This is a genomic window from Dokdonella fugitiva (genome assembly GCF_004342425.1).
GTDB classification, from domain to species: Bacteria; Pseudomonadota; Gammaproteobacteria; order Xanthomonadales; family Rhodanobacteraceae; genus Dokdonella_A; species Dokdonella_A fugitiva.
This window is the reverse complement of the sequence record NZ_SLWQ01000005.1, coordinates 200,123-226,227: the sequence shown is the minus strand read 5'-3', so window position 1 is coordinate 226,227 and position 26,105 is coordinate 200,123. Positions and strand designations below refer to the sequence as shown.

Annotated in this window: 20 protein-coding genes; 9 read left to right on the top strand and 11 right to left on the bottom strand. The window is 68.6% G+C overall.

Annotated features, from left to right (window positions below; translation table 11 throughout):
* Positions 1-109: 109 nt before the first annotated feature.
* Positions 110-673: an N-acetylmuramoyl-L-alanine amidase gene (locus tag EV148_RS11045; RefSeq protein WP_131997996.1), complete on the bottom strand. Its 564-nt coding sequence runs from the start codon at positions 671-673 to the stop codon at positions 110-112.
* A 134-nt stretch (positions 674-807) separates the two neighbouring features.
* On the opposite strand from EV148_RS11045, the gene EV148_RS11040 reads away from it, so the two are divergent.
* From EV148_RS11040 to EV148_RS11010, 7 genes are all read left to right on the top strand, one after another.
* Complete coding sequence (locus tag EV148_RS11040; protein WP_131997993.1) at positions 808-1,320, top strand: alpha/beta hydrolase; 513 nt, start codon at positions 808-810, stop codon at positions 1,318-1,320.
* A complete protein-coding gene (gene rlmKL / locus EV148_RS11035) occupies positions 1,320-3,512 on the top strand; it encodes a bifunctional 23S rRNA (guanine(2069)-N(7))-methyltransferase RlmK/23S rRNA (guanine(2445)-N(2))-methyltransferase RlmL (RefSeq protein WP_131997990.1) in 2,193 nt (730 codons plus the stop codon). Before EV148_RS11040 ends, rlmKL begins: the two co-directional genes overlap by 1 nt.
* Positions 3,513-3,559: 47 nt before the next feature.
* On the top strand, positions 3,560-4,030 hold the full coding sequence (locus EV148_RS11030; RefSeq protein WP_199222767.1) for a hypothetical protein: 471 nt from the start codon (positions 3,560-3,562) through the stop codon (positions 4,028-4,030).
* 165 nt (positions 4,031-4,195) lie between these two features.
* Positions 4,196-5,002 carry a class I SAM-dependent methyltransferase gene (locus tag EV148_RS11025; RefSeq protein WP_199222766.1) on the top strand — a complete coding sequence of 269 codons (807 nt, stop codon included), beginning with the start codon at positions 4,196-4,198 and terminating at the stop codon, positions 5,000-5,002.
* Between the two features lie 114 nt (positions 5,003-5,116).
* Entirely contained in the window at positions 5,117-6,382 is a 1,266-nt protein-coding gene (gene phaE, locus EV148_RS11020; RefSeq protein ID WP_158287434.1) for a class III poly(R)-hydroxyalkanoic acid synthase subunit PhaE, read from the top strand.
* A 14-nt stretch (positions 6,383-6,396) separates the two neighbouring features.
* Positions 6,397-7,464: a class III poly(R)-hydroxyalkanoic acid synthase subunit PhaC gene (locus tag EV148_RS11015; protein ID WP_131997984.1), complete on the top strand. Its 1,068-nt coding sequence runs from the start codon at positions 6,397-6,399 to the stop codon at positions 7,462-7,464.
* 205 nt (positions 7,465-7,669) lie between these two features.
* A complete protein-coding gene (locus EV148_RS11010; RefSeq protein WP_131997981.1) occupies positions 7,670-7,999 on the top strand; it encodes a lipid-A-disaccharide synthase N-terminal domain-containing protein in 330 nt (109 codons plus the stop codon).
* Between the two features lie 162 nt (positions 8,000-8,161).
* On the opposite strand, the gene metH is transcribed toward EV148_RS11010, so the two are convergent.
* Genes metH through EV148_RS10995 form a run of 3 tightly spaced genes read right to left on the bottom strand, consistent with a single transcriptional unit; the run spans position 8,162 to position 12,969 of the window.
* Positions 8,162-10,921: a methionine synthase gene (gene metH, locus EV148_RS11005; protein ID WP_277871143.1), complete on the bottom strand. Its 2,760-nt coding sequence runs from the start codon at positions 10,919-10,921 to the stop codon at positions 8,162-8,164.
* Positions 10,922-10,957: 36 nt separating this feature from the next.
* Positions 10,958-12,046, bottom strand: coding sequence for a homocysteine S-methyltransferase family protein (locus EV148_RS11000; RefSeq protein WP_131997975.1), 1,089 nt, complete (start codon positions 12,044-12,046; stop codon positions 10,958-10,960).
* Positions 12,043-12,969, bottom strand: a complete 927-nt coding sequence (locus tag EV148_RS10995) for an ArsR/SmtB family transcription factor (protein WP_131997972.1) — start codon at positions 12,967-12,969, stop codon at positions 12,043-12,045. The genes EV148_RS11000 and EV148_RS10995 overlap by 4 nt, the downstream gene beginning before the upstream one ends.
* Positions 12,970-13,118: 149 nt before the next feature.
* Here EV148_RS10995 and EV148_RS10990 point away from each other — a divergent pair, with 149 nt between their 5' ends.
* On the top strand, positions 13,119-13,910 hold the full coding sequence (locus tag EV148_RS10990) for a carboxylesterase family protein (RefSeq protein WP_131997969.1): 792 nt from the start codon (positions 13,119-13,121) through the stop codon (positions 13,908-13,910).
* 141 nt (positions 13,911-14,051) lie between these two features.
* Entirely contained in the window at positions 14,052-15,212 is a 1,161-nt protein-coding gene (locus EV148_RS10985; protein WP_131997966.1) for an acyl-CoA dehydrogenase family protein, read from the top strand.
* Positions 15,213-15,302: 90 nt separating this feature from the next.
* On the opposite strand, the gene EV148_RS10980 is transcribed toward EV148_RS10985, so the two are convergent.
* From EV148_RS10980 to EV148_RS10950, 7 genes are all read right to left on the bottom strand, one after another.
* A complete protein-coding gene (locus EV148_RS10980; RefSeq protein ID WP_131997963.1) occupies positions 15,303-17,012 on the bottom strand; it encodes a hypothetical protein in 1,710 nt (569 codons plus the stop codon).
* A gap of 318 nt (positions 17,013-17,330) precedes the next feature.
* Positions 17,331-17,681 (bottom strand): GFA family protein, encoded by a 351-nt coding sequence (locus EV148_RS10975; protein WP_131997960.1) that lies wholly within the window; start codon positions 17,679-17,681, stop codon positions 17,331-17,333.
* A 112-nt stretch (positions 17,682-17,793) separates the two neighbouring features.
* Positions 17,794-18,549: a class I SAM-dependent methyltransferase gene (locus EV148_RS10970; protein WP_158287433.1), complete on the bottom strand. Its 756-nt coding sequence runs from the start codon at positions 18,547-18,549 to the stop codon at positions 17,794-17,796.
* A gap of 324 nt (positions 18,550-18,873) precedes the next feature.
* The gene (locus EV148_RS10965) at positions 18,874-19,659 is read right to left on the bottom strand and encodes a lytic transglycosylase domain-containing protein (RefSeq protein ID WP_131997954.1); all 786 of its coding nucleotides are present in this window, start codon (positions 19,657-19,659) and stop codon (positions 18,874-18,876) included.
* A 774-nt stretch (positions 19,660-20,433) separates the two neighbouring features.
* Entirely contained in the window at positions 20,434-21,435 is a 1,002-nt protein-coding gene (locus EV148_RS10960; RefSeq protein WP_131997951.1) for a DUF3187 family protein, read from the bottom strand.
* The gene (locus EV148_RS10955; RefSeq protein WP_131997948.1) at positions 21,428-24,607 is read right to left on the bottom strand and encodes an efflux RND transporter permease subunit; all 3,180 of its coding nucleotides are present in this window, start codon (positions 24,605-24,607) and stop codon (positions 21,428-21,430) included. Before EV148_RS10955 ends, EV148_RS10960 begins: the two co-directional genes overlap by 8 nt.
* A 112-nt stretch (positions 24,608-24,719) precedes the next feature.
* The gene (locus EV148_RS10950) at positions 24,720-25,910 is read right to left on the bottom strand and encodes an efflux RND transporter periplasmic adaptor subunit (protein WP_131997945.1); all 1,191 of its coding nucleotides are present in this window, start codon (positions 25,908-25,910) and stop codon (positions 24,720-24,722) included.
* Positions 25,911-26,105 lie beyond the last annotated feature (195 nt).

Here is a 26,105-nt window from a genome sequence, read left to right as displayed (position 1 = left end):
TATAGGTCAGGGCGCGGGCAGGGCGGTACGCGCGCAGCGCGTGCCGCCGCAAGCCCGCCACGCGCCGCCGTCGCGTGCAAACGGCGGCATGCGCTGCGCGCGTACCGCCCTACGGGGGGCTCAACCGTTCCAGTCCGCTGTCGGCCATGACTTCGTCCCACGGAAACAGCGGGCCGGGGTCCTGGCGCCGGCGCAGCATGATGGTGGGATCGTCCTTTGCCGGCTCGAGGCGCCGGTCGAGGTCCTCGTGGCCGGCGATCCAGCGCAGGGTCGGATGGTCGTTGCGCAACTGCGCGAGCAGCGCGCGCAATGCGGTGATCTGTTCGGCCGTGTACGGCACCGTGAACGCCTGGTAGCGGCTGTCGCCCCAGTGCGGGTAGCGGCCGATGTTGACGAGTTCGATGCCGATCGAGCGCGGGTTGTAGCCGTAGGTGTGGTTCGCGACGCGGGTATCGGCGACGAAACGGAATATCTTGCCGTCGCGGTCGACGTAGTAGTGCCCGCTGTTGCCGGTCTGCGTGCCCGCATAGTGGATGCGCTCGCCGAACTCGCGGGCCATCGCCATGTCCGGCAACTCGGTGCAATGGATGACGACGAGGTCGATCGCGGAGGACGGCCGCGAGGCGAGTCGTTCCTCGTAGGGCAGGGGCCAGGCATCGATGGAGAGGGGCATGGAAAACCGGTCGAACGGGAGTTGCCGCGCAGGTTACAGGCTTTCCGCCACGGCGCGGCTCCCCGACCACCCACGCGCCGGCCACGCCCGCTATGCTTCCCCATTCCCCATTCCCCATTCCCCATTCCCCTTCAATGAAAGGCACCGTCATCCTCTCGCACGGCCTCGAAAGCGGCCCGCAGGCGACCAAGGTCAGCGCGCTTGCGCTCGTCTGCGACGCACTCGGCTGGGCGAGCGTGCGTCCCGACTACCGCGACCTCGATGCGAGCCGCGATCCGCTCGCGATCGATGCACGCATCGATCGCGCGCTCGGGCATGCACCCCGCGAGGGCCGCGTCGTGTTCGCCGGTTCGAGCATGGGCGCGTTCACGTCGGGGTTCGCTTCACTGCGGCGCGCAAGCGCGGGCCTGTTCCTGCTCGCATTGCCGACCGCGATCCCGGGCTATCCGCGTGCGTTCGACGCGGCCGACGTGCCGACCACGCTCGTGCACGGCTGGAACGATGAAGTCTGCCCGGTCGACGCGGCGATCGGTTTCGCGCGCGCGCGCGGCGCGACGCTGCACCTCGTGCGCGACGGGCATCGCCTCGCCGCGCACGTCGACTGGTGCGCCGGCGTCTTTCGCGATTTCCTCGCCGGGCTCGACTGATGGCGACCTTGTTCGCGACCTGCCCGAAGGGCCTCGAATACCTGCTGCGCGACGAGCTGCGTGCGCTCGGCGCCGACGACGCGCGCGAGGCCCTCGCGGGCGTGCATTTCTCCGGGCCGCTCGAACTCGCCTATCGCGCCTGCCTGTGGTCGCGCCTCGCCAGCCGCGTGCTGCTGCAGCTCGCCGAGTTCGATGCGCCGGACGCGGATGCGCTCCATGCCGGGGCGCAGGCGATCGACTGGGCGCAGCACCTCGCACCGGACGGCACGTTCGCGATCGATGCGGTCGGCAGCAGCGGTGCATTGCGCCATACGCAGTTCATCGCGTTGCGCACCAAGGATGCGATCGTCGACCAATTCCGCGAACGCAGCGGCACGCGTCCGGACGTCGACGTAGAAGAGCCCTCGATCCGCATCAACGTGCGCGTGCACAAGGGGCGCGCGAGCATCGCGCTCGACCTCGCCGGCCTGCCGCTGCACCGGCGTGGCTGGCGCCAGGGCACGGGCGAGGCGCCGCTGAAGGAAAACCTCGCCTGCGCGATGCTGCTGCGCGCGGGCTGGCCCGCGATCGCCGCCGAGGGTGGAGCGCTGGTCGACCCGATGTGCGGCGCAGGTACGCTGCTCATCGAAGGCGCCCTGATGGCCGCGGATGCCGCACCCGGCCTGCGCCGCGGATACTGGGGCTTCCTCGGCTGGCACGGCCATGATGCGGCCACGTGGCAGGCGCTGCTCGACGAAGCGCAGGCGCGTGCGACCGCGGGCCTGCGGTCATTGCAGCCGCTGTACTTCGGTTACGACCATGACCCGGGCGTGCTGCAGGAAGCCAGGCGCAACGCGCAGGCCGCCGGCGTCGCCGGCTTCCTGCACCTCGCGCGCCAGTCGGCCGAGCACCTGCGCCGGCCCGAAGGCATCGAGCAGCCGGGCCTGGTCATCTCGAATCCGCCCTACGGCGAACGCCTCGGCGAGCGCACGGCGCTGGGCACGCTGTATCGCGCCTTCGGCGCGCGCCTGCGCGAGGCATTCGCCGGCTGGCGCGCCGCAGTCATCGTCGCCGACGACGAGCTCGGCCACGCGCTCGGCCTGCGCGCGGACAAGCGCTACGTGCTCTACAACGGCGCGCTCGAGTGCCGCCTGCTGACATTCGAGCTGCGCGAAGAACGCCCGCGCGAACGCGTCGAGCGTCCGCTGTCCGAAGGCGCGCAGGCAGTCGCGAACCGCATTTCCAAGAACCTGCGCCATCTGCGCAAGCGGCTCGAACGCGAAGGCGTCACGTGCTGGCGCGCGTACGACGCGGACATTCCCGAGTACGCCGCCGCGATCGACGTCTACCGTGCCGTCGGTGCCGACGACGGCCGCGCGCGCAGCGATGCGTTCCCGCAGACCTGGCTGCACGTGCAGGAATACGCGCCGCCGCGCGACATCCCCGAACAGGTCGCGCGCGATCGCCTGCGCGAGCTCGTCCACGCCGCATCGCACGCGTTCGACGTGCCGCGCGAACGCATCGCGCTGAAGACGCGCTACAGGGCGAAAGGCGGCTCCAAATACGGCCGCTTCGACCAGCGCGGCGAGTTCCTCGTGGTGGAGGAGGGCGGCCTGAAGTTCCGCGTGAACCTGTTCGACTATCTCGACACCGGCCTGTTCCTGGACCATCGGCCGATGCGCCTGCGCCTGCGCGAACTCGCGCGCGGACGGAACGTGCTCAACCTGTTCTGCTACACGGCGAGCGCGAGCGTGCACGCGGCGGCGGGCGGCGCGGCGTCGACGACGAGCGTCGACCTCTCGGCGACCTATCTCGAATGGGCGGCGCGCAATTTCACGCTCAACGACTGCACCGGTCCGCGCCACCGCCTCGTGCAGGCCGACGTGCTCGCCTGGCTGCGCCACGACCATGGTCGCTACGACCTCGTGTTCGTCGATCCGCCGACGTTCTCCAACTCCAAGCGCGCGGAGGACTTCGACGTGCAGCGCGATCACGCCGAACTGCTGCGCCTCGTCGGCGATCGCCTCGCGCCGGATGGCCTGGTCGTGTTCTCCAACAACCTGCGCCGTTTCACCCTCGATGCGTCGCTGGCCGAGTGCTTCGACGTTCGAGACATCACGCCCGCGACGATTCCGTTCGACTTCGCGCGCAACCCGCGCATTCATGTTTGTTACGAACTGCGTAGGCGCCTTGCGCCGACAGCGAATTCTTAACGTCGCCCGGAGTAATTTCAGGACCGATTCAGGGGGTGGACCGCAGCATGCGCCGTACGCCTGAGGAGGGTGTGGAAATGCGCAAGTCTGTTCGTATGGTCGTCATGGGTTTGCTGGTCGCCGCAGGTCTGGCGCTGGCGCCGGCGGCGTTCGCCCGCAGCCACTGGAATGTCGGCATCGGCATCGGCCTGCCGGGCATCAGCATCGGTTACTCCGATTGCCACCACTGCGGCCGTGGCTGGGGCGGCAACTACTACTACGGCGGGTATTACAGCGCGTATTACGCGCCGGTCTATTACGGCCCGACCTACTACGGTCCGTCATATTACGACACGGCCTACTATGGCCCGGCGTATTACTACCCGCGCTACTACGGCGTGCGGTATTACGACCGGCCGTCGCATGGCTACCATGGCCACGGTTACCGCGGTCACGGATACCGGGACGGTGGGCACCACGGGCGCGACTACGGTCATCGCGCGACCTATTACGATCGGAGCGGCTATTACCGTCACTGACCCGTTCACGATCACGCTCAGCGCCGGCGGCCACCCCTCCCCCTTCCTGCCGTCGGCGTCTCCGCCCCGCGACGATTTCCCCTGATCGTCGCGGGGTTTCTCTTTTTCGATCCTGGAACGTGGCCGACATCCTGCAGGAGCGCACCCTGTGCGCGACCGCGCGTCGTGCCCGCCGCGCGCGCTACCGGCCTGACACGGTTTCAATCACTGGCGGGACGTTCCGGCGTTGTTCCGGGCCGAGCTGGAGAAGCGACGGGCTCGGGTTCGTTCGGGCTTCGCTCTGGAACCGGCTCGCGTCGGTCGGTCGGTTCGGACGGCCATCTGCGGGTTATGATGCGCGGACATATGGCCGACGAAACGTGCATGAGCGAGCAGAGCAGACGAACCGTGATGGCGGCGCAGCCGCAGGTTCCGGGCGCATGGACGTTTTTCCGGCAATGGCTGCGCAACCCGCGCGCGATGGCGGCGCTGTCGCCTTCCGGGCGCCAGTTGACGCGCGCGATGATCGCCCAGTTGCCGGCGGACGCGCGTCGCGTGGTCGAGCTGGGCGCGGGCACCGGCGTCTTCACGCGTGCGCTGCTCGCCCACGGCATCCGTGCACGCGACCTGCTCGTGGTCGAACTCAACGAAGAGCTGCACGGCTTGCTCCAGGCGCAGTTCCCCGACGCGCGCGTCGTGCACGGCAACGCCTGCGATCTCGTCGCCATCGCGGCGCGGGCAGGCTTCGAAAACGCCGACGCCGCGATCAGCGGGCTCGGTTTCCTCGCGATGCCGCGCGAAGTGCAGAAGGGCATCCTGTCCGCGGTCTTTTCCGTGCTCGGGCCGGGGCGACCACTGATCCAGTTCACCTATGGACCGTTCGGCCCGATCCCGCGCGACCTGCTCGACGAGCTCGGCTTGTCGGTGCGCCGCGGTGGCATCGCGCCGCTCAACCTGCCGCCCGCCTTCGTCTTCGTCTACACGCGCGACTGAGCGGGCGATCGCGGCGCGCAGCGCGCGCCGGCATTTCGCGACGATGCTCGCGGTATCATGGCGGCCCCAGACTTGCGAGGCTGCGCCGTGGGTGATTCGTCGAATTCCGATTGGATGAAGCAGTGGCAGGCACTGTCGCAGCAGTCCGTCGATGCCTGGACCGAGGTTGCGCGTGACGCGATGAGCCAGGCCGGCAGGGGCCGCGTCGACGGCTTCGAGCAGTGGTCGCGCGCCTTCGCGGCTGGGCCGGGCGCGGGAAGCCAGGCCGAGACGATCGAACGCCTCGTCGACGGCGCGAAGAACTACGTCGCCTTCATGCAGACGTTGCTCGCGGCTGCCGGCGCGAACCCGGCCGATGGCGTGCCGCCGTGGAGCGATGCGCTGCGCCAGGCGTTCGCGATGCCGGGTGGCCCTGCCTTGTTCGACCATCCGCTCGCGCGGCTCTGGAACGAACACGCCGGCGCCGGCAATGCGCAAGCCGCCTTCGCGCGGCTGTTCGGCGCGCTGCCGGGTGGCGGCAACCCGACCGGCGAGCTCAAGGCATGGCTGCAACTGCCCGCGTTCGGCTACCTGCGTGAACACCAGGAACACCAGCAGAAGAGTGCCGTCGCCTGGGTCGAATACCAGGAGCAGCTCGCGCGCTACAACGCGAAGATGCTCGAGGCCGCGCGCCGCGGCTTCGAACTGTTCGAAGGCAAGCTGACCGAGCGCGAGCAGCCCGGCCGGCAGATCGAATCGCTGCGCGCGCTCTATGACCTCTGGGTCGACGCGGCCGAGGAGGGCTATGCGGAGATCGCGCTCTCGCAGGAATTCCGCGAGATCTACGGCGAGCTGACCAACGCGCAGATGCGCCTTCGCTCGCAGATCCAGCAGGAGATCGAGCGCCTCAGCGTCGATCTCGGCATGCCGACACGCAGCGAACTCAACAGCATCGGCGAACGGCTGCAGGCATTGCGGCGCGAAGTGCGCGCGCAGCGCGGCGGCGACGCCCTCATCGACGAAATCGCCTCCTTGCGCAGCGAACTCGAGCAACTGAAGGCGTCCGTCGGCGGTGCGAGCGGCACGAGCCGCGAAACGCCCGCGAGGACGGTCGTCGAGGCGCCGCCGGCGGCAGCGCCGACGCGCAAGGCCGCACGCAAGCCGGAACGCAGGTCCGCCGCGGCAGTGCCCGCGCCGGAGCCGGCGAAGACGAAGGCCCCCGAGCGCCGTGCGCGCAAGGCGCGCGCCGGACGCGCGGTCGCCGCGGTCGCGCCGGGCACTTTCGCTTCGCGCATCGCGAAGTTCGCCGATGCCTCGCTGGGGTCGCGCGGCACGCGCAAGGCCGATGCCCTGCCCGAAGCGGGCAAGCGTGACCCGTCCGGCAACAAGAAGAAGCGCTGAGCGAAGGAAGCGACATGGGCCCGATCAAGATCGAACCGACCAAGGCGCTGGAAGAAGCGCTCACCATCCAACGCAAGCTCGCCGCGGCGATCGATACGCTGCGCAAGGTCGACGACGTCGACTTCGGCGTGACTGCGAAGGAGGCGATCTACCGCGAGGACAAGCTCGTCGTCTATCGCTTCCGCGGCGATCGTCCGCCGACCGCGAAGGTGCCGATCCTCATCGTCTACGCGCTCGTCAACCGGCCGTACATGGTCGACCTGCAGGACGACCGCTCGCTGGTGAAGAACCTGCTCGCCAAGGGCGAGGACGTCTACCTCATCGACTGGGGCTACCCCGACCTCGCCGACCGCTGGCTCACGCTCGACGACTACATCAATGGCTACATCGCGCGTTCGGTCGATGCGGTCGCGCGCCATGCGCGCGTGCGCAAGATCAACCTGCTCGGCATCTGCCAGGGCGGCGCGTTCTCGCTGTGCTTCGCCGCGATGCATCCGCACAAGGTGCAGAACCTCATCACGATGGTCACGCCGGTCGATTTCCAGACGCCGGAAAACATGCTGTCGAACTGGGTGCAGGACCTCGACGTCGACCTGTTCGTCGACACGCTCGGCAACGTGCCCGCCGACCTCATGAACCTCTGCTACCTCATGCTCAAGCCGGTGCGGCTCAACCAGCAGAAGTACATCGGCCTCGTCGACATCCTCGACGACAAGGCGGAGATGGAGAACTTCCTGCGCATGGAGAAGTGGATCTTCGATTCGCCCGACCAGGCCGGCGAGGCATTCCGCCAGTTCATCAAGGATTTCTACCAGGGCAACAAGCTGGTCAAGGGCGGCCTGAGGATCGGCGAGCGCGAAGTGGATCTCGCCAACATCACGATGCCCGTGCTCAACGTGTTCGCCGAGCAGGACCACCTCGTCCCGCCGTCCGCCTCGCGCGTGCTCGGCGAGCACGTCGGCACGGACGATTACACGCAGATCGCGTTCCGCGGCGGCCACATCGGCATCTACGTGTCGGGCCGCGCCCAGCGCGAGGTGCCGTCGGCGATCCACGACTGGCTCGCGCAGCGGGCGCGCTGACGCTCGATCGGACGAGGCGGATCCGCCGCTGCGCGGCTCGATTCGCCCTGCGGGGATGACGCCGTCGTGCGCCGTATTGCAGGTGCGCAGGCGGGAGCCGGCATCCCCGCGGGTTTCGGGGAATGGCGCCTGCCGCGGCGAAACCGCACCGAAAGCCCGTTTGCGGCATGCTGTCGGCCCTTTCGAGCCGCCGCGCGAGTCCGCCATGAGCGACGTCCTTTTCAACCTGTACGGTCTCACGATCACGCCGTGGAAGCTGGTCGGCCTGCTCGGCACGTTCCTGTTCACCGCGCGCTGGTTCGTGCAGTTCTACGCGACGAAGAAGTCGAAGCGCGTGGTCATGCCGATGTCGTTCTGGTACCTGTCGATCGTCGGCAGCGTGATGACGCTCGCGTACTTCATCTGGGGCAAGAACGACTCGGTCGGCATCCTGCAGAACGCGTTCCCGATGTTCGTGTCGGTCTACAACGTCTACGTGCACGTGCGCCATCACCAGCCCGAAGTGGTGAGTCCGGGCGGTTCCGAAGAAGGCTGACCGGCGCGTAGGGCGGTACGCGCGGAGCGCGTGCCGCCGCCCGGCCACGCATCGCGTCACCCGTTCGCCGCACGAGTAATGCCTGCCCGCCGGCGCTCGGGTCCGCCCGCCTCGTGGGCTCGACCAGGACAGTGGGGCGATGGGTGTGCTCGCCCGCCGCTGCTACTCCGGATCGTAATCAAGGTTCGGCGCGAGCCAGCGCTCGGCTTCCGCGAGCGTCCAGCCCTTGCGCCTCGCGTAGTCCTCGACCTGCTCCCGGGTGAGGCGGCCGACGACGAAGTACTGGCTCTGCGGATGCGCGAAATACCAGCCGGACACGGCCGCGGTCGGAACCATCGCGTAGCCCTCGGTGAGTTCGATGCCGGCGTTCGCGGTGGCGTCGAGCAGGCGGAACAGGGTCGCCTTCTCGGTGTGGTCGGGGCAGGCGGGATAGCCGGGGGCGGGGCGTATGCCACGGTACTTCTCGGCGATGAGCTCGTCGTTGCCGAGCGCCTCGTCGGGCGCATAGCCCCAGAACTCGCGCCGCACGCGTTCGTGCAGGCGTTCGGCGAACGCCTCGGCGAGGCGGTCGGCGAGCGCCTTGAGCATGATCGACGAATAGTCGTCGTGGTCGCGCTCGAAGCGTTCGAGGTGGGGCTCGATGCCGATGCCGGCGGTCACCGCGAATGCGCCGACCCAGTCGGCGCGGCCCGACGACTGCGGCGCGACGAAGTCGGCGAGGCAGAAATCCGGGCGCTCGACCGGCTTGTCGGCCTGCTGGCGCAGGTGGTGCAGCGTCGCGATGCGCCCGCCCGCATCGTCGCGCAGTTCGATGTCGTCGCCGACCGACTGCGCGGGCCAGAAGCCGATCACGCCGCGCGCGGTCAGCCACTTCCCGGCGACGATGCGCTCGAGCATGGCGCGGGCGTCGCGGTACAGTTCCTTCGCCTGCGCGCCGACGATCGCGTCGTCGAGGATCGCCGGGTAACGCCCGGCGAGCTCCCAGGCATTGAAGAACGGCGACCAGTCGATGCGTTCCACGAGCTCGGCGAGCGGGTAGTCGTCGAACACGGTGATGCCGGGTTGCTTCGGCGCCGGCGGCTCGTAGTCGGCCCAGCCGCCGTCGAAGCGCTGCGCGCGCGCCTTGTCGAGCGGCACGAGGCGCTTGGCGCCGCTGCGATCCTTGTGCCGTTGGCGGATCTCGGCGTAGTCGGCGCGCACCTTTTCCATGAAGGCGTCGACGAGTTCCTTCGATACGAGCGACTGCGCGACGCCGACCGCGCGCGAGGCGTCCTTGACCCACACCGTCGGCGACTTGTAGTGCGGTTCGATCTTCAACGCGGTATGCGCGCGCGAGGTGGTCGCACCGCCGATCAGCAACGGGATGCGCAGGTCCTGCCGCTGCATCTCCTTGGCGACATGGCTCATTTCCTCGAGCGAGGGCGTGATCAGGCCCGACAGGCCGATCATGTCGGCCCGCTCGGCGATCGCGGTATCGAGGATCTTCTGGGCCGGCACCATCACGCCGAGGTCGATCACCTCGAAGTTGTTGCAGCGGAGCACGACGCCGACGATGTTCTTGCCGATGTCGTGCACGTCGCCCTTGACCGTGGCCATGACGATCTTGCCGTTCGACTTGCCGGTGTCGCCGGTGCGCGCCTTTTCCGCTTCGATGTACGGCAGCAGGTAGGCGACGGCCTTCTTCATCACGCGCGCCGATTTCACCACCTGCGGCAGGAACATCTTGCCGGCACCGAACAGGTCGCCGACGATGTTCATGCCGTCCATGAGCGGGCCTTCGATGACATCGAGCGGCCGGGTGCTCTGCGCGCGGACCTCTTCGGTGTCGGCTTCGACGAAGGCGTCGATGCCGTGCACGAGCGCGTGCGCGAGGCGTTCGCGCACGGGCAGCGCGCGCCAGGCGAGGTTCTCGACGACGACGTCGCCCTTCTTCGCCTTGTAGCGCTCGGCGATGTCGAGCAGGCGTTCGGTCGCGTCCTTGCGCCGGTTGAGCACGACGTCTTCGACGCGCTCGCGCAGTTCCGGGTCGAGGTCGTCGACGATCGGCAGCGCGCCCGCGTTGACGATGCCCATGTCCATCCCCGCGGCGATCGCGTGATAGAGGAACACCGCGTGGATCGCCTGGCGCACGGTCTCGTTGCCGCGGAACGAGAACGACACGTTCGACACGCCACCGGAGACGTGGCAGCCGGGCAGGGTCGCCTTGATGATGCGCGTCGCCTCGATGAAGTCGACCGCGTAGTTGTCGTGCTCCTCGATGCCCGTCGCGATCGCGAAGATGTTGGGGTCGAAGATGATGTCTTCGGGCGGGAAGCCGACCTGCTCGGTCAGGATGCGGTAGGCGCGCGTGCAGATCTCGACCTTGCGCGCGCAGGTGTCGGCCTGGCCCTGCTCGTCGAACGCCATGACGACCGCGGCGGCGCCGTAGCGGAGCACCTTGCGCGCATGCTCGACGAAGGCTGCCTCGCCTTCCTTGAGCGAGATCGAATTGACCACGCCCTTGCCCTGCAGGCAACGCAGGCCCGCCTCGATGACGCTCCATTTCGACGAGTCGACCATCACCGGCACGCGCGCGATGTCCGGCTCGGAGGCGATGAGGTTGAGGAAGCGCACCATCGCCGCTTCCGAATCGATCAGGCCCTCGTCCATGTTGACGTCGATGATCTGCGCGCCGTTCTCGACCTGCTGGCGCGCGACTTCGACCGCCTCGGCGTAGCGCTCTTCCTTGATCAGCTTGCGGAACTGCGCGCTGCCGGTGACATTGGTGCGCTCGCCCACGTTGACGAACAGCAGCTCGGGCGTGATGACGAGCGGTTCGAGGCCGGACAGGCGGGTGGGGCGGATCGGATGGGACATCGTTCGCGGATCTTGTTCCGTCGTCCCGGCGGAGGCCGGGACCCAAGTGTCTTCTTCGGTTCGAATGGAGGCGTCGTGCCCCGACCCGGCGGGACCGCGAGGTCAGGCCGCGCGCGCGTGCATCGCCGGCAGCGTGCGCGGCACGACGCCCTCGACAGCCTTCGCGATCGCCTCGATATGCGCCGGCGTCGTGCCGCAACAACCGCCGACGAGGTTGACGAGGCCGCTGCGCGCGAATTCGCCGATCAGCGCGGCCATGTCGGCGGGGGTCTCGTCGTATTCGCCGAACGCATTCGGCAGGCCGGCATTCGGATGGGCGCTGACGCAGCAGGTGGCGACTTGTGCGAGCACGTCGACGTACTGCCGCAGCTCCTTCGCGCCTAGCGCGCAGTTGAGGCCGACCGACAGCGGGCGCGCATGCGCGACCGAGGCGTAGAACGCTTCGGCGGTCTGGCCCGAAAGCGTGCGGCCGGAAAGGTCGGTGATCGTGCCCGAGATCATCACGGGCAGGCGCCCGCCGCGCGCGTCGAATTCCTCCTCGATCGCGAACAGCGCGGCCTTCGCGTTGAGCGTATCGAAGATCGTCTCGACCATGAGCGTGTCGGCGCCGCCGTCGATGAGCCCGCGCGTCGCCTCGCGGTAGGCCGCGCGCAGTTCCTCGAAGCTCGTATTGCGGAAGCCCGGATCATTCACGTCGGGACTGATCGATGCGGTGCGGCTGGTCGGCCCGAGCACGCCGATCACGAAGCGGGGACGCGACGGGTCCTTCGCCTCGGCCGCCTCGCAGCAGGCGCGTGCGAGCCGCGCGCCTTCGCGATTGAGTTCGTAGACGAGGTGCTCGAGACGGTAGTCGGCCTGGCTGATCGAGGTCGCGTTGAACGTGTTGGTTTCGACGAGGTCCGCGCCGGCGTCGAGATAGGCGGTGTGGATCGCCCCGATCACATCCGGACGCGTCAGCACGAGCAGGTCGTTGTTGCCCTTGAGGTCGCACCCGTGCGGCGCTTCGTGCGCGTGCGGTTCGCGCGCGGTATCGAAACCGGGCGCGAAGCGCTCGCCGCGATAGTCGGCCTCGTCGAGCCCGTAGCCCTGCACCATCGTGCCCATCGCGCCGTCGATGACGAGGATGCGGCGCGCGAGCGCGTCTTCGAGTGCGCGCACGCGCTCGGGATGGAGATGGGGCAGGCGGCTCATGGTTTCCTCGCGAGCAGGCTCATGACTTCGAAATGCGGTGGACGGCGTTCGCGCGTGAGGCGCTCGCAGGTGACCACCTCGAGGCCGGCCGTGCGAGCGAAGCCGGCGAGCTCGTCGGCGGTGAAGCCGAGGTTGCGGTGCTCGAACGGTTCGACCGCGGTGCGGTGCGCATGGCGCCCGAGCGTCGCCGCGAGCAGGCGCCCGCCCTTGCGCAGCACGCGAGCGCCTTCCGCGACGACTTGCGCGGGCCGTTCGCTGTAGGTGAGCGCGTGCATGAGCAGCACGAGGTCGAAACGCGCGGACGGGAAATCGAGCGCGTGCATGTCGCCGATGCGCACGTCCACGTTGGAGAACCCCTTGAGGCGCTGGCGCGCCGCCTCGACCACGCGTGCGCCGGCGTCGACGCAGGTGATCGACCGCGCACGCGGCGCGAGCAGCTCGGCGAGTACGCCGTCGCCCGACGCGACGTCGAGCACGTCGCCGGTTTCGACCAGCTGGGTCATGCCGCGCGCGAGCGTTTCCCAGGTGCGGCCCGGCGAATAGTGGCGTTCCATGTCGCCGGCGACACTGTCGGCCCAGCCTTCGGCGCGCGCGCGCTTGGCGAGCACGCCGGGCAGGCGCCGCTCGTCCTCGCGCAGCAGCGCGTCGTCGACGCTGTCCTTGAGCGCGCGCAGCAGCGCCCCTTCGCGCGCGTCGAGCTCGCCGTTGTAGCGGTAGTACGAAGACACGCCGGCGCGGCGGTCGCGCACGAGGTCGGCTTCCTTGAGCTTGGCGAGGTGGGTCGACACGCGCGGTTGCGCCAGCCGCAGCACGGCGGAGAGTTCCGCGACGGTGAGCTCCTCGCGCTCGAGCAGGGCGAGCAGCCGCACGCGCGTCGGGTCCGACAGGAGCCGCAGCAACGCGGAAGTAGCGGCCAGATCCACTATCTATCCTTTCATCTTGATTGAAAGATGGAAGCGTGAAGGGTAGCCGCTGCACCGTGCAGCGTCAATGCATGGACACGGGCAGGCGACGGCGCGGTTATGCTTCGCCGATGCGTTCACGTGACCTTGCGAGGTGGTTTGCCCTCGCGTTGCAAGCCTGCTGCAGCCTCGCCTTCGCCGGGACCGGCCGCGCCGCGGCGCTCGATGACGCCGAACTCGGCAAATACTGGACCGCCGATGTGGCGCACGTGCCCTATCGCGCGGTGGTCACCGACGGACGCCGCGACGGCGAGAAGCTGCCGTTGATCGTGTTCCTGCACGGCGACTGGCAGGACGGCACCGACAACGAGTCGCAACTCGCGGGCAGGGGCAACGGCTCGTACGAACTCGTCGACGCGGCGCGAGAGGGCGGCATCCCGCTCGTCTACGTCGCGCCACAGACGACCGGTGCGTACTGGCCGCCCGCGCGCGTCGCCGCGGTCGTGCGCGATGCGTTGCAACGCTGGCCGGTCGATCCGCGGCGCATCTATCTCACCGGCATTTCCGATGGCGCCACCGGCGTCTGGGATGCGCTCAAGGCCTGGCCACGCTGCTTCGCCGCCGGCGTGCCGATGTCGGGCATGACCGAGCTGGCCGGCCTCGGGCCGATCCGCGACGTGCCGCAATGGGTGTTCCATGGCAGCGACGACGACGATACCGACGTCGAAAAGGGCTACGACGGTGCGATGGTCGGCTCGCGCGCGGTCGTGCGCGCACTGCGCGCCATGGGCGGGCAGCCGCGCTACACCGAGTACGCGGGCGGAAAGCACGTGATCTGGCCGCAGGCCTATGCCGAACCCGCGCTGCTGCCGTGGATCCTCGACCAGCGCCTGCGCGGCGCGCCCTGCGATTTCGCCGAGCCGCGCATGGACGAGGCGGAACCGTTAAAATCCCGCCCCTGACCCATTGCATCGTCGTTCCCGCGCACGCGGGAATCCTCTGCCGGGCCGGCTCGATCGCCGATCACCGCAAGAGCGCCAATGCATCCCGCCGTCGCGGGGCGGCGGGCGTGGGTGCCCCAACCGACCATCCGAGGAGCTCCCATGGACTTCCGCTACACCGACGACCAGCTGTCGATCCAGGCCATCGCGCGCGATTTCGCACAGAAGCGCATCGCGCCGGTCGCGGCCGAACTCGACAAGTCCGGCGAGTTCCCGCTCGACACGATCCGCGAGATGGGCCAGCTGGGCCTCATGGGCATCGAGGTGCCGCATGAATACGGCGGCGCCGGCATGGACACGATCGCCTACGCGCTCGCGATGATCGAGATCGCCGCGGCCGACTGCGCCCATTCGACGATCATGTCGGTCAACAACTCGCTCTACTGCAACGGCATCCTCAAGTACGGCACCGAGGAGCAGAAGCAGAAGTACGTGCGCGCGATTGCCACGGGCGAGGCGATCGGCGCCTATGCGCTGACCGAGCCGCAGTCAGGCTCGGACGCGTCGGCCATGCACACGCGCGCGACGAAGAATGCGAACGGCGACTGGGTCATCAACGGCAAGAAGAGCTGGATCACGTCCGGACCCGTCGCGAAGTACATCGTGCTGTTCGCGATCACCACGCCCGGCATCGGCGCGAAGGGCGTTTCCGCCTTCATCATCGACACGACGCGACCGGGCTTCCACGCGGGCAAGACCGAGCCCAAGCTCGGCATCCGCGCGTCGGCGACCTGCGAGATCGAGTTCACCGATTACGTCTGCCCGAAGGAGGACATGCTCGGTCCGGAAGGCAAGGGCTTCGCGATCGCGATGGGCGTGCTCGACGCCGGACGCATCGGCATCGCCTCGCAGGCGGTCGGCCTGTCGCGCGCGGCGTACGAAGCGAGCCTCGCCTGGGCGCGCGAGCGCAAGGCGTTCGGCAGCCCGATCGGTTCGTTCCAGATGATCCAGGCGAAGATCGCCGACATGAAGTGCCGCCTCGACGCGGCGACCCTGCTCGTGCTGCGCGCCGCGTTCGCCAAGACGCAGGCCGACAGGGACGGCGGGCGTTTCAGCACCGAGGCATCGGTCGCCAAGCTGTTCGCCTCGGAAGCGGCGATGTTCATCACCCACCAGGCGGTGCAGATCCACGGCGGCATGGGCTATTCGAAGGAAATGCCGCTCGAGCGCTATTTCCGCGACGCGAAGATCACCGAGATCTACGAAGGCACGAGCGAGATCCAGCGCCTGGTCATCGCGCGCAACGAAACCGGCGTGCGCTGACCGTGCCACGCGGCGCCACATGGCGCCGCGTATTTGCGGGCGCCGGCACCCGCGCCGTTCGGCACCGACATCGCCGCGACCGGCGACCCGTCAGTCGAAGCCGTCCGCGAAGATCGTGTCGCTCGTGCTGAACTCCACCACGTAGCCCGTCGTGCCGCCGTGCACGTCGAGGCGCCAGCCCGAGTTGAACGTTTCGTCGGCATCGCTGCGCGTGGTCCAGTCGAGCGTGGTCAAGGTCGCGTCGGCGGGCGAGATCACGCGGATCTTCAGCGGCCCCGCGGTCGCGACGAGACCGTCGACGACCGGCTGCACCGGCGTGTTGACCTGGAACGTCGCGGTCGTGCCCGCGCCGAGCGTGAACGCATCGGTGACGGTGAGCTTGCGCGCGGCGAAGTCGACCGTGCGCTTCCACGATGCCACGGCCGGATTGCCGTCGTAGGCCGGCGTGAGGTCGGCGACCGCGTGTACCGCGCCGCCGGTGCCGGGCGTCACGCTCATCGTCGAGGTCGTTCCCTCGCGTTGAGGCACGATCGAACCCGCATGCTCGAACCGTACGACGTTGTTCGTGTCCGTGCCTTGCTGGATGCCGCTGTGCGTCCAGATGTTCTCGGTCACCGCGAGCCAGTCGCCCTCGAACAGCGTGAACGCGCCCTGGTCCTGGTGCGCATGGCTCTGCACGTATGGACCCGCGGAGAACGCGAACCACATCGCGCCGGTGTCCCAACCCGTGCGCGCGAACAGCTGGCCGGTGCCGGTCGCGTGGTAGACGAGAGACGATGGCGGCGCGCCCGCGGGCCCCGCCGGCATGAGGTTGTGGCGGTAGTTGAAACTGCTCTCCATCGCCTGGTCGGAGATCGCATGCAGCCACCACGACGCGTTCGCGCGCGCGGTCGCGTCGTTGGACACGTCGAGCGCCTCGAGCATGAGGTGCCGGTGGTAGTCGTAGATGACCGGCTCGGACACGCGGGCCTGGTCGCCGATCGCGGCGACTCGATCACGCGTCGGTACCGTCGCGTGGATCCACCAGAGGATGCTGTCGTCGACGTGGTCGTTCGCGTTGCCGATGTCCGACGCGGTCGAGTCGCGCCAGACTCGGTAGAGCTGGAACAGCGTGCCGTGCGAGAGACCGTACGCGGTGCCTTCCTGGCTGCCGCCGCCCGGGATCGTCGCGGTGTAGGCGAGCTGCTCAGGCCAGCGCACGTCGCGCAGCAGGTTCTTCCAGGTCGTGCTGTCCGAGGCGAGGCCCCAGTACATCGTCGCGCGCAGGAAGCTGTAGTGGTAGTTGTTGGCCGGGTCGTCGACGCCCCAGCCCGGCCATGGATGCGGATGCCCGCCCCATTGGGCCTGGTCGTGATGCCAGACGTTCCATACCGCCTGTTCGGCGTAGTTGCCCCAGCGCGTGCGTTGCGTCGGCGTCACGTGGCTCGCGCACCAGTCATAGGTGAGCGCGAGATCCTCGATCATCGGTCCGACCTCGAGGTACTGGTCGCCCGCGATGTCGGGCACGCCGCCGCCGGCGATGTCGCTCTCGGCCGCGGCGACCTGCGCCTCGACCGTGGCCACCGCGAGTGTCGCGTATTGCGCCTGGCCGGTCAGCTCGTACATGTACGCCGCGTCCGCGGCGGAGAAGCCGTAGTCCGGATGGCCGGCCACGGCGCGATCGACATACGCCTTGAACCGCTGGAATTCCGCCGAGCCCTGGTCGACCCACGACAGGTCGATCACGACCGCGGCATCGACACCGCTCGCGGCAAACAGGCCCGCGACCGCGACCGCGCGCCAACACTGGATTCCCGACATGGTGCGCACCTCCCTGGACATGCGGCTGCATCCTACGTCGGTAAACGCTTTTGAAATGCGAACAGCGCCATGCCGCGACGCCGAGGCCGGCGTGATCACTCCGTGGCGTCATTCCGCGAAAGCGGGAATCCATTCTGCTCCGGCGCCCTGGAAGCGCAGCGGCCATATCCGGGAATCGCTCGGCTGGAGCTCGTCACGATCCGCGCGACTGCTTCGGCGGCCGCAGTGGCAGGTAGCCGCCGGTGGAACCTGCGGCTCTCCCCATGCGTGATCATCCCGTTCGTCGCGGGCTGCGCCGGCGCACCCGGATTCCCGGAATCAGAGAGCGCGTCCGTCGAAATGGTGGACGGGAATCGTCGAAAGATCGAGGCCCTCGATGCAGCGCAGGTTGATCGCGGCCATTGGTTGGCCCTGCGCATTGGTCGCCTCGGCATACGGGTGGATGCCGCATTCGGGGCAGAAGCGGTGGCGGATCGCGTGCTTGTTGAACGTGTAGGTCTTCGCCGCGTCTTCCGGCGTCCTGAGTGCGAGGTTCTCGCGCGGCACGAACCACAGCAGCGAGGCCTTGCGCGCGCAGATCGAGCAGTTGCAGGCGAGGCCGCTGTCGATCTCGCCTTCGACCTCGAAGGCGACGTTCCCGCAGTGGCAGCTTCCGGTATAGGTGGTCATGGCTCTTCCCAGCTCGGTGGTGGCGGCGATTCGCCGAATGATGCTACTCCCGCGGCGCCTGCCTGATGCGCGGGTGACCCTTGCGTCGCCGGACTCGCGCGGCCGGGCCGGCTCAGTCGACGTAACCGGCCACCATCACGCGCTTGCCGTGCACGAGCTGTTCGTAACCATCGGCCGGCGGTGGCACGAGTTCGACGCGGCTGAAGCCTACCTTGCGCATGATCCAGAACAGCGCCTCGAGGCTCGGCACGAGGCAGATACCGGTCGTGCTCGCTTCCGGGCCGTGCGTGTCGTCGGTTTCGTCGATGATGCCGAACGAGCCCTTGAGTGGGCGCACGAAGCGGTAGCTGCCGTAGTCGACCATGCCGCTCATGCCCGGTACGACCTGCGTCTCGACCACGCACATGTGGCGCGTCAGCGCGCGCGCCTGGCGCAGCGCGCCGATCGGGTTCTCGAGGTGATAGATGAGGCCGAGCATGAGCACGAGGTCGAACTGGCCGAGCCCGGCGCGATCGAGTGCATGCACGTCGGACTGGCGCACGTCGAGTTTCGACAGGCCGAGCGCGTCGCGCACGAGCCGCGTGTCGGCGACGTGCTCGTCGCGCGTGTCGACGGCGACCACGCGATCGGCGCCCATTTCGAGCAGCTTGGTCGAGAACCAGCCCTGGTGGCAGGCGATGTCGATCGCGTCGTGGCCGGCCAGGCTCTCGCCGAAGCGTCGCGATACGACGTCGCGCAGCATCGCCAGGCGCGTGTCGTGGATCGCATCGAGCGCGCCGTCGTCGTAGGTGGCGGTCACGCGCCCGCTCGGGAGGCGGAAACGGTAGAACCAGGTCTTGTCGAGCAGGCGTTGTTCGTCGGCGCTCATCGGGATCGTCATGGGCAGGCAGGGCGGCGATTCTATCAGGCGCCCGCGCGCGCCTCGCATTCTCGAGGGCCGACGTGCGTGGGCATGATGTTCGCGCACCGACTTCAGTCGCGATGCCCTGGGCAGGGCATCGCGGCAGAAGCCGCGCCCACACAAGCGCGGCGCCTGTCACCTGCAGGAGCGCACCCCATGCGCGACCGCCGCGCCTCGGTGCATCGCGACACTGCGGTCGCCCACAGGGTGGGCTCCTGCCGTTGCACCGCGAACGGAGATTGGCGGCGTGCCGGCCGGCAAAGACAGGTGCTCCCATAGGGGGACCGGACCCTATCGGGCGGGGGCGAGCTGGCCGGGGAGCGGTGGCAGCTTCATCGCCTTGCGGTAGCGTGCGTGCAGCGCCTGCACCTTGGCGACGTATTCCTGCGTTTCGACGTAGGGCGGCACGCCGTTGTACTGCGCCACCGCGCCGGCGCCGGCGTTGTATGCGGCGGCGGCGAGCACGAGGTCGCCTTCGTAACGCGTCCACAGCGCTTTCAGCAGTTTGGCGCCGGCGAGGATCGATTGCTTCGCGTCGAACGGATCCCTGACGCCGTAGTCGGCGATCGTTTCCGGCATCAGCTGCATGACGCCGCGTGCGCCCTTGTCGGAAACGGCTTTCGCGTCGAAGTAGCTTTCCGCGTGGGCGATCGCGCGCAGCCACGCCTCGTCGATGCCGGTCTTCTTCGCCGCGCTCCTGAACTCGCGCGGAAACGCGTCCATGCGTGGCGCGCCGACCTTGCCGAGGCCCGCATGCGCGGGCGAGCCTGCCGGCGTCGCCACGGTGAAGCCGAGCACGGGCGTGGACCCGGGCAGGTTGCGCGTGCTGTAGACAGTCCTTCCATCCTGCTCGCGCTTGTACAGGGTGCCGTGGAACACGCCCATGCGGCCCCAGAGGTTCGGCAGCGCGGCTGCATCGTCGTCGAGTTCCTTCGCGAAGCACTGCGAACCGGGTTCGGGCGCGGTCGCGAGGCTGACAGTGCCGTCGCGGATGCAGCGGTAGACGGTGCGCGCGTTGCCGTGCGTCGACGCGAGCAGCGCGAAGGCGAGCGCGATGAGCGGGCGCGTGGGGTTCATTCGGGGAATTGTAGGGGGAAGGGGTGAATGAGCGCGGTATCGGGGGTTCCCCTCTTCCGCTTGCGGGAGAGGGTAGGGTGAGGGTGCTTTTGCGGTGCGCTTGTCATTGTTGTTGTTCTCGTTGAACAGCAGGCTGTGGCTTCTTTCGCGACAACCGACCCGCATCCGTGCGTTTTCCACTCGCATCTCTGCGGGCGGGTCACTTTCTGTGACTCCGGCATCCTGCCCTCCGCCTTCGGGCCAGCTGCGCTGTTCGCGCCGCTCCGGCGGCGCAGTGCTTGCCCAAGAGAAAGTAACCAAAGAGAACGGCACCCCGGGCGGCCCGGTCAGCGGGCTTCCTTGCCCGCTGACGACGCGAGCGGGCTACGGGGTTCGTTGGCGACACATCCCTGTGTCGTCAACGAACGCGCGCGCTTCCTGCGCGCGCCCCTTCGGGCTCTTCCTCCGCCGCTCGCCGGGCCGCACGGGGACCCGGGGAAAAGCAGCGCGCTCCTGCGCGCAGAGGCCGAAGCCGCGTCGCTCTTATGCGCGCAGGGGCGCGCTGCTCTTCGGGTCCCCCTTAAGCGGCGTTCACGCACCCGCAGGGCAGGATGCCCGGAGGGCGCCGCTGTTGGGGTGTCCTTACTCTTGGCGACTTCTCTTTGGACAAGCAAAGAGAAATCACCGGCCCGCAGGGATGCGGGACGAACACGCACGGATGCGGCTCGGTTGTCGCGAAAGAAGAGAGATTTGCGTTGCTGTCGAAGGGAAAGGAGCGCGAAGCGCCAACCGCGTTCAAAGCGTCAACGACAGAAAAATCGTCACGTCCTGCGCATGTTTCGCGATCGCGTCCTCGACGAGGCCCGCGCGCAGCGTCCATCCGCCCTTCGCATGCCATGCGGATGACAACGTGAGGGTCGCCGCGTCGTTGAGCAGCGGGATTGCGCTGTCGTAGAGCGCACCGTGCCATTGCAACTGCGCGGCGACGTCCCAGCCGGGGCGCAGCACGACGCCGAGCGACGCGTCGGCGAACGGGACGACGTCGTTCGCGCGCGCGGGCAGCAGTTCGGTGTCGCCGCGGCGCATCGCGCCGGCGCGCACGCCCCACGGCAGGCGCGTCGTCGCGTCGGTCGACTGCGCGGCGAGCCAGAGGCTCGCGTCGACGGCGCGGTCGTCGACGAGCGGGCTCGCGTGCGTGGTCGGCAGTTTCAGCGTCGCGCCGAGCTGCCATTCGTGCGCGCCCGCTGGCAGGCGCCAGGCGAGATCGACGAGCAGCGGCGTGGCGGCATGCAGCCGACGATCGAGCGCGATGTGATTGCCGCCGCCGTCGTCGTACGCGATCACGTGGCCGTCACCGGCAAGGTGCCCGCGATCGCCGTTGTCGAGGCCGAACGTGCGGTGCCAGTCCTCGATGAAGCCGTCGAGGAAGCCATCGCCGAACGAGACTTCACCGATCGTTGCGCGTGCGATCCAGCATTCGCCGAAGGCGCGCGTCAGCGCGAGCCGGGCTTCGTGGAACTCGCCGTCGTAGAGCAGGTGCTCGCTGCCGCGATCGAACGCGAGTTCGGCGTTGCTCGCGCTCGCGACGAACTCGACGCGCCAGGCGTCCGGCGCCGCGGAGGGCGGGGCGAACGGCAGGCCGCTCGCGGCGACGAACGGATCGGCGTCGCGATAGAGCAGCCATGGCGCGCCGCCGTCGGCCGATGCGGCCGCCGGCAGCAGCGCGGGCGCGACCAGGCCGAGCCAGGCGCAACGGGCCGCCCTGCGGCGACCCGGGCGCGATGCCGCATCAGCCATGCTGGTGCGGCGACGAGGTCGCGGCGAGCGTTTCCTCGGGTGGTTCCATCTTGTCGCCGAGCAGGCGTCGCACGATCACGTAGAAGATCGGGATGAACAGCACGCCGAGGAAGGTCGCGAAGATCATGCCGCCGATCACGCCGGTGCCGATCGCGTGGCGTGCGTTGGCGCCGGCGCCGCTCGAGATCGCGAGGGGCAGCACGCCGAGGATGAAGCAGAACGAGGTCATGAGGATCGGCCGCAGTCGCAGGCGCGCGGCATCGACCACGGCCGTGGCGAGCTTGCGCCCGGCGCGCTGTTCCTCGACCGCGAACTCGACGATCAGGATCGCGTTCTTCGCGGCGAGGCCGATGATCGTGATGAGGCCGATCTTGAAGAAGATGTCGTTGTTGAGGTTCGCGTCGAAGGTGTGGCGCATCAGCGTCGCCACCAGCGCGCCCGTGATGCCGACGGGGACGACCAGCATGACCGCGAACGGGATCGACCAGCTCTCGTACAACGCGGCGAGGCAGAGGAAGACGACGAGGATCGACAGCGCGAACAGCAGCGGCGCCTGGTTGCCGGAGATGATCTCCTGCAGCGACTGGCCCGACCACTGGTAACTGAAGCCGCTCGGGAAGTCCTTGCCGCCGATGATGTCCTGCATCGCCTGCATCGCCTCGCCCGAGCTGTGGCCCGGCGAGGGCCCGCCGTTCATCTGGATCGCCGAGTAGCCGTTGTAGCGCGTGAGGCTCGGCGAGCCCATGCTCCACTCGGTGCGCACGACGTTCGACAGCGGCACCATCGGCCGCGTGCCGTCGGCGGCAGCCGCGCCGAGGCTGCTCGGCACGTAGAAGTGGCTGACCGCGTCGGGCGACATGCGGTACGGCGCATCCGCCTGCATGATCACGCGCTGCACGCGCCCCTGGTGGAAGAAGTCGTCGACGTACACGGGCGCGAGCATGAGCTGGATCGCCGAGTAGACGTCGGTGAGCGAGATGCCCATCGACTGCGCCTGCACGCGATCGACCGTCATCTTGATCTGGGTGCTGTCCTCGAGCCCGTTCGGACGTACGCCGGCGAGCAGCGGCGACTTCGCTGCCGCGCCGAGCAGCTGGTTGCGCGCCGCGATGAGTGCGTCGTGGCCGGCGCCGCTGCGGTCCTGCAGGTACATCTCGAAGCCACCGAATTGCGACAGGCCCGGGATCGTCGGCAGGTTCAGCACGAACACCTGCGCGTCCTTGATCTGCATGAAGTTGGCGCCGTTGAGCTGCTGCGCGAGCGCGCTCGACACGTGCGGTCGCTCCTTCCACGGCTTCAGCCGGTAGAACGCCATGCCGACGTTCTCGCCCTGGCCGACGAAGCTGTAGCCGGACACCGTGACCACGCCCTCGACGTCGGGGTTCTGCCGGCCGATCGAGCGCACCTGTTCCATGACCTTGTTGGTGCGATCGATCGTCGCACCTGGCGGCAGCTGCACGATCGCGAACAGGTAGCCCTGGTCTTCCTCCGGCACGAAGCTGCCCGGCAGGCGCGTGAACAGGAAGCCGCACAGCACCGCGATCGCGATGAACACGACGAACCAGGTCGGCGCGTGGCGCACGGCGGTGCGCACGTGGCCGGTGTAGAGGTTCTGGGTCCAGTTGAAGCTGTCGTTGAACCAGCGGAACACGAGGTTCTTCTTCGTGTCGTGCACCGGCTTGAGCATGCTCGCGCACAACGCCGGCGTGAAGGCGAGGGCGAGGAATGCGGAGAAGCCCATCGAGACCGCGATCGTCAGCGCGAACTGGCGGTAGATCGCGCCGGCGCTGCCGCTCTGCATGGCGCTCGGGATGAACACGGCGGCGAGCACGACCGCGATCGCGATGACCGCGCCGGTGATCTGGCCCATCGCCTTGCGCGTCGCTTCCTTCGGCGAAAGGCCCTCCTCGGCCATGATGCGCTCGACGTTCTCGATCACCACAATCGCGTCGTCGACGACGATGCCGATCGCGAGCACCATGCCGAACAGGCTCAGCTGGTTGATCGTGAAGCCGAGCATCCACATGCCGAGGAAGCCACCCATCAGCGCGACCGGGATGACCAGGGTCGGGATCAGCGTGATGCGGAAGTTCTGCAGGAAGATCAGCATGACGAGGAAGACCAGCACGATCGCCTCGAACAGCGTCTTGACCACTTCCTCGATCGAGATCTGGATGAAGTCGGACGTGTCGTACGGGATGAACCACGACACGCCCTTCGGGAAACCCGGCTGCAGTTCGGCGAGCTTGGCCTTCACCGCCTTGGCGACGCCGAGCGCATTGGCGCCGGTGAGCAGCTGCACGCCGAAACCGGCCGTCGAGGTATCGTTGTACTTGAGCGCGAAGCCGTAGCTGCCCGGGCCGATCTCGATGCGCGCGACGTCCTTGAGGCGCACGGTCGTGCCGTCGCTGTTCGCGCGCAGCAGGATGTTGGCGAACTGCTCGGGCTCGCTGAAGCGGCCCTCGGCGCGCACCGTCGCGGTGAAGCTCGCGCCGCCTGCCGACGGCTCGGCGCCGACCGAACCGGCCGCGACCTGCACGTTCTGGCCGCGCACGGCGGCCAGCACCTCGGTCGCCGACAGGCTGTAGCCGTGCAGCTTGTCCGGGTCGAGCCAGATGCGCATAGCGAATTCGGAACCGAACTGGAACGCGCTGCCGACGCCCGGGATGCGCTGGATCTGGTCGAGCACCTGCGTCGCGACGACGTTGTTGAGCGCGTAGGTGTCCATCGAGCCGTCGTCGGACTTGAGCATGCCGACCATGAGGAAGCCCGGGTTCACCTTCGACACGGTGATGCCCTGCTGGATCACCTCGGTCGGCAGGCGCGGCTGCGCGAGCGAGACGCGATTCTGCGTCTGCACCGCGGCGATGTCCGCGTTCGTGCCCGGCTCGAAGGTGAGCGTGATCGACGCCGTGCCGCTCGAACTCGAACTGGAACTGAAATAGAGCAGGTGGTCGACGCCGGTGAGCTGCTGCTCGATGACCTGGGTCACGGTCTTCTCGACCGTGCTCGCGTCCGCGCCCGGGTAGACCGCGTTGACCGCCACCTGCGGCGGCGCGATCGTCGGATAGGCCTCGACGCCGAGCTGGCTGATCGCGATCACGCCGCCCAGCGTGATGAGGATCGCGATGACCCAGGCGAAGATCGGACGCTCGATGAAGAAACTGGGCATGGTGTGTATTCCGGAAATGGCTGGAGTCGCGGATGGCGGCCGCGCCGGCCGTCATCCGTGGCGCCGCCCGCGCGCGGACCCGAGGGTCGCCGCGCGGGCGCGCGCGAACCTTCTACTGCTTCTCGCCTTCGGCCGCGGCCGGGGCGCCCTGGGGAGCCTGGCCGTTCGCCTCTGGTTGCCACGGCACGGCCTTTGCCGGCGCGTCGGGGTGTACCTTCTGCACGCCCGAAACGACGATCTGGTCGCCGTCGGCGAGGCCGCTCGTGACGATCCAGCTGTCGCCCTGCAGGGTGTCGGCCTCGATGCGCTTCTGCACGACCTTGCCGTCCTCGCCGACGACGAACACGTAGGCGCCCTGGCCGTCGCGTTGCACCGCGCGCTGCGAGACGAGCCAGGCATGCTTGAGCTCGCCGAGGCTGAGGCGCACGTTGACGTACATGCCCGGCAGCAGGCGGTGTTGCGGATTGGGCACGATGCCGCGCAGGGTCACCGCACCGGTCGCCGCATCGACTGCGGTATCGGAGAAGTCGAGCGTGCCGGTCTGGTCGTAGGCGCTGCCGTCCGGCATCGTGATCTCGACCTTCGCCTTGCCCTGCTCGTAGAGCTGCACGTCGCCCTTCGCGGCCGCGCGCCGCATCTGTTCGAGCGAACCGACCGCCTGGCTGAAGTTCACGTAGACCGGGTCGATCTGTTCGATCGTGGTCAGCAGCGTCGCTTCGCCCTGGCCGACCAGCGCGCCTTCGGTCACCTGCTGCTTGCCGGCGCGGCCGGCGATCGGCGCGGTGACGTTGGCGTAGCCGAGGTTGATCCTCGCCGCCTCGACGTTCGCCTGCGCCTGCTTGACGGCGGCGGCGGCGGTGCGTTCGGCCGCGTTGGCGGCGTCGACGTCGGCTTTCGAGAGCAGGCCCTTCTCGGCGACCGAGCGCGCACGCTCGGCGGCGATGTGGTTGTTCTGGTAGGTTGCCTGCGCGGCGGCGAGGTTGGCGAGCTGCGCGTTCAAGGTCGCGCGCAGCGGCGCCGGATCGATCTCGAACAGCAGCTGGCCTTCCTTGACGTCGGTGCCTTCGGTGTAGACGCGCTTCTGCAGCACGCCGGCGACGCGCGCCCGCACGTCGGCGGTGCGGACCGCGCTGAGGCGTCCGACCAGTTCCTGCACGAGCGGCACCGCGCCGGCCTTGGCGACGACCACGCCGACTTCGGGCGGCGGCATCTGCTGTTGCTGCGGCGCCGGCTTGCCGCAGCCGGCGGCGATGGCGGCGAGCGTCGCGACGGCGACAGGGGTCAATGCGCGATGCAACTTCATCGTGGAGCTTCCTGTTCTCGGATGCGTAGAGGGGCAGGCGGCCGAACGGAGGACGGCGGCGTGCGCGTGCTTCGCGCGAGCCGCGTCGGCAGCGGCGCGACTATACCGCCGGGTACAGGAACATGCATCCTCGCCGCGGCGGATTCGGCACGGGTCCAATGGCACTTTACGACGTGCGCGACATGTGGACACATC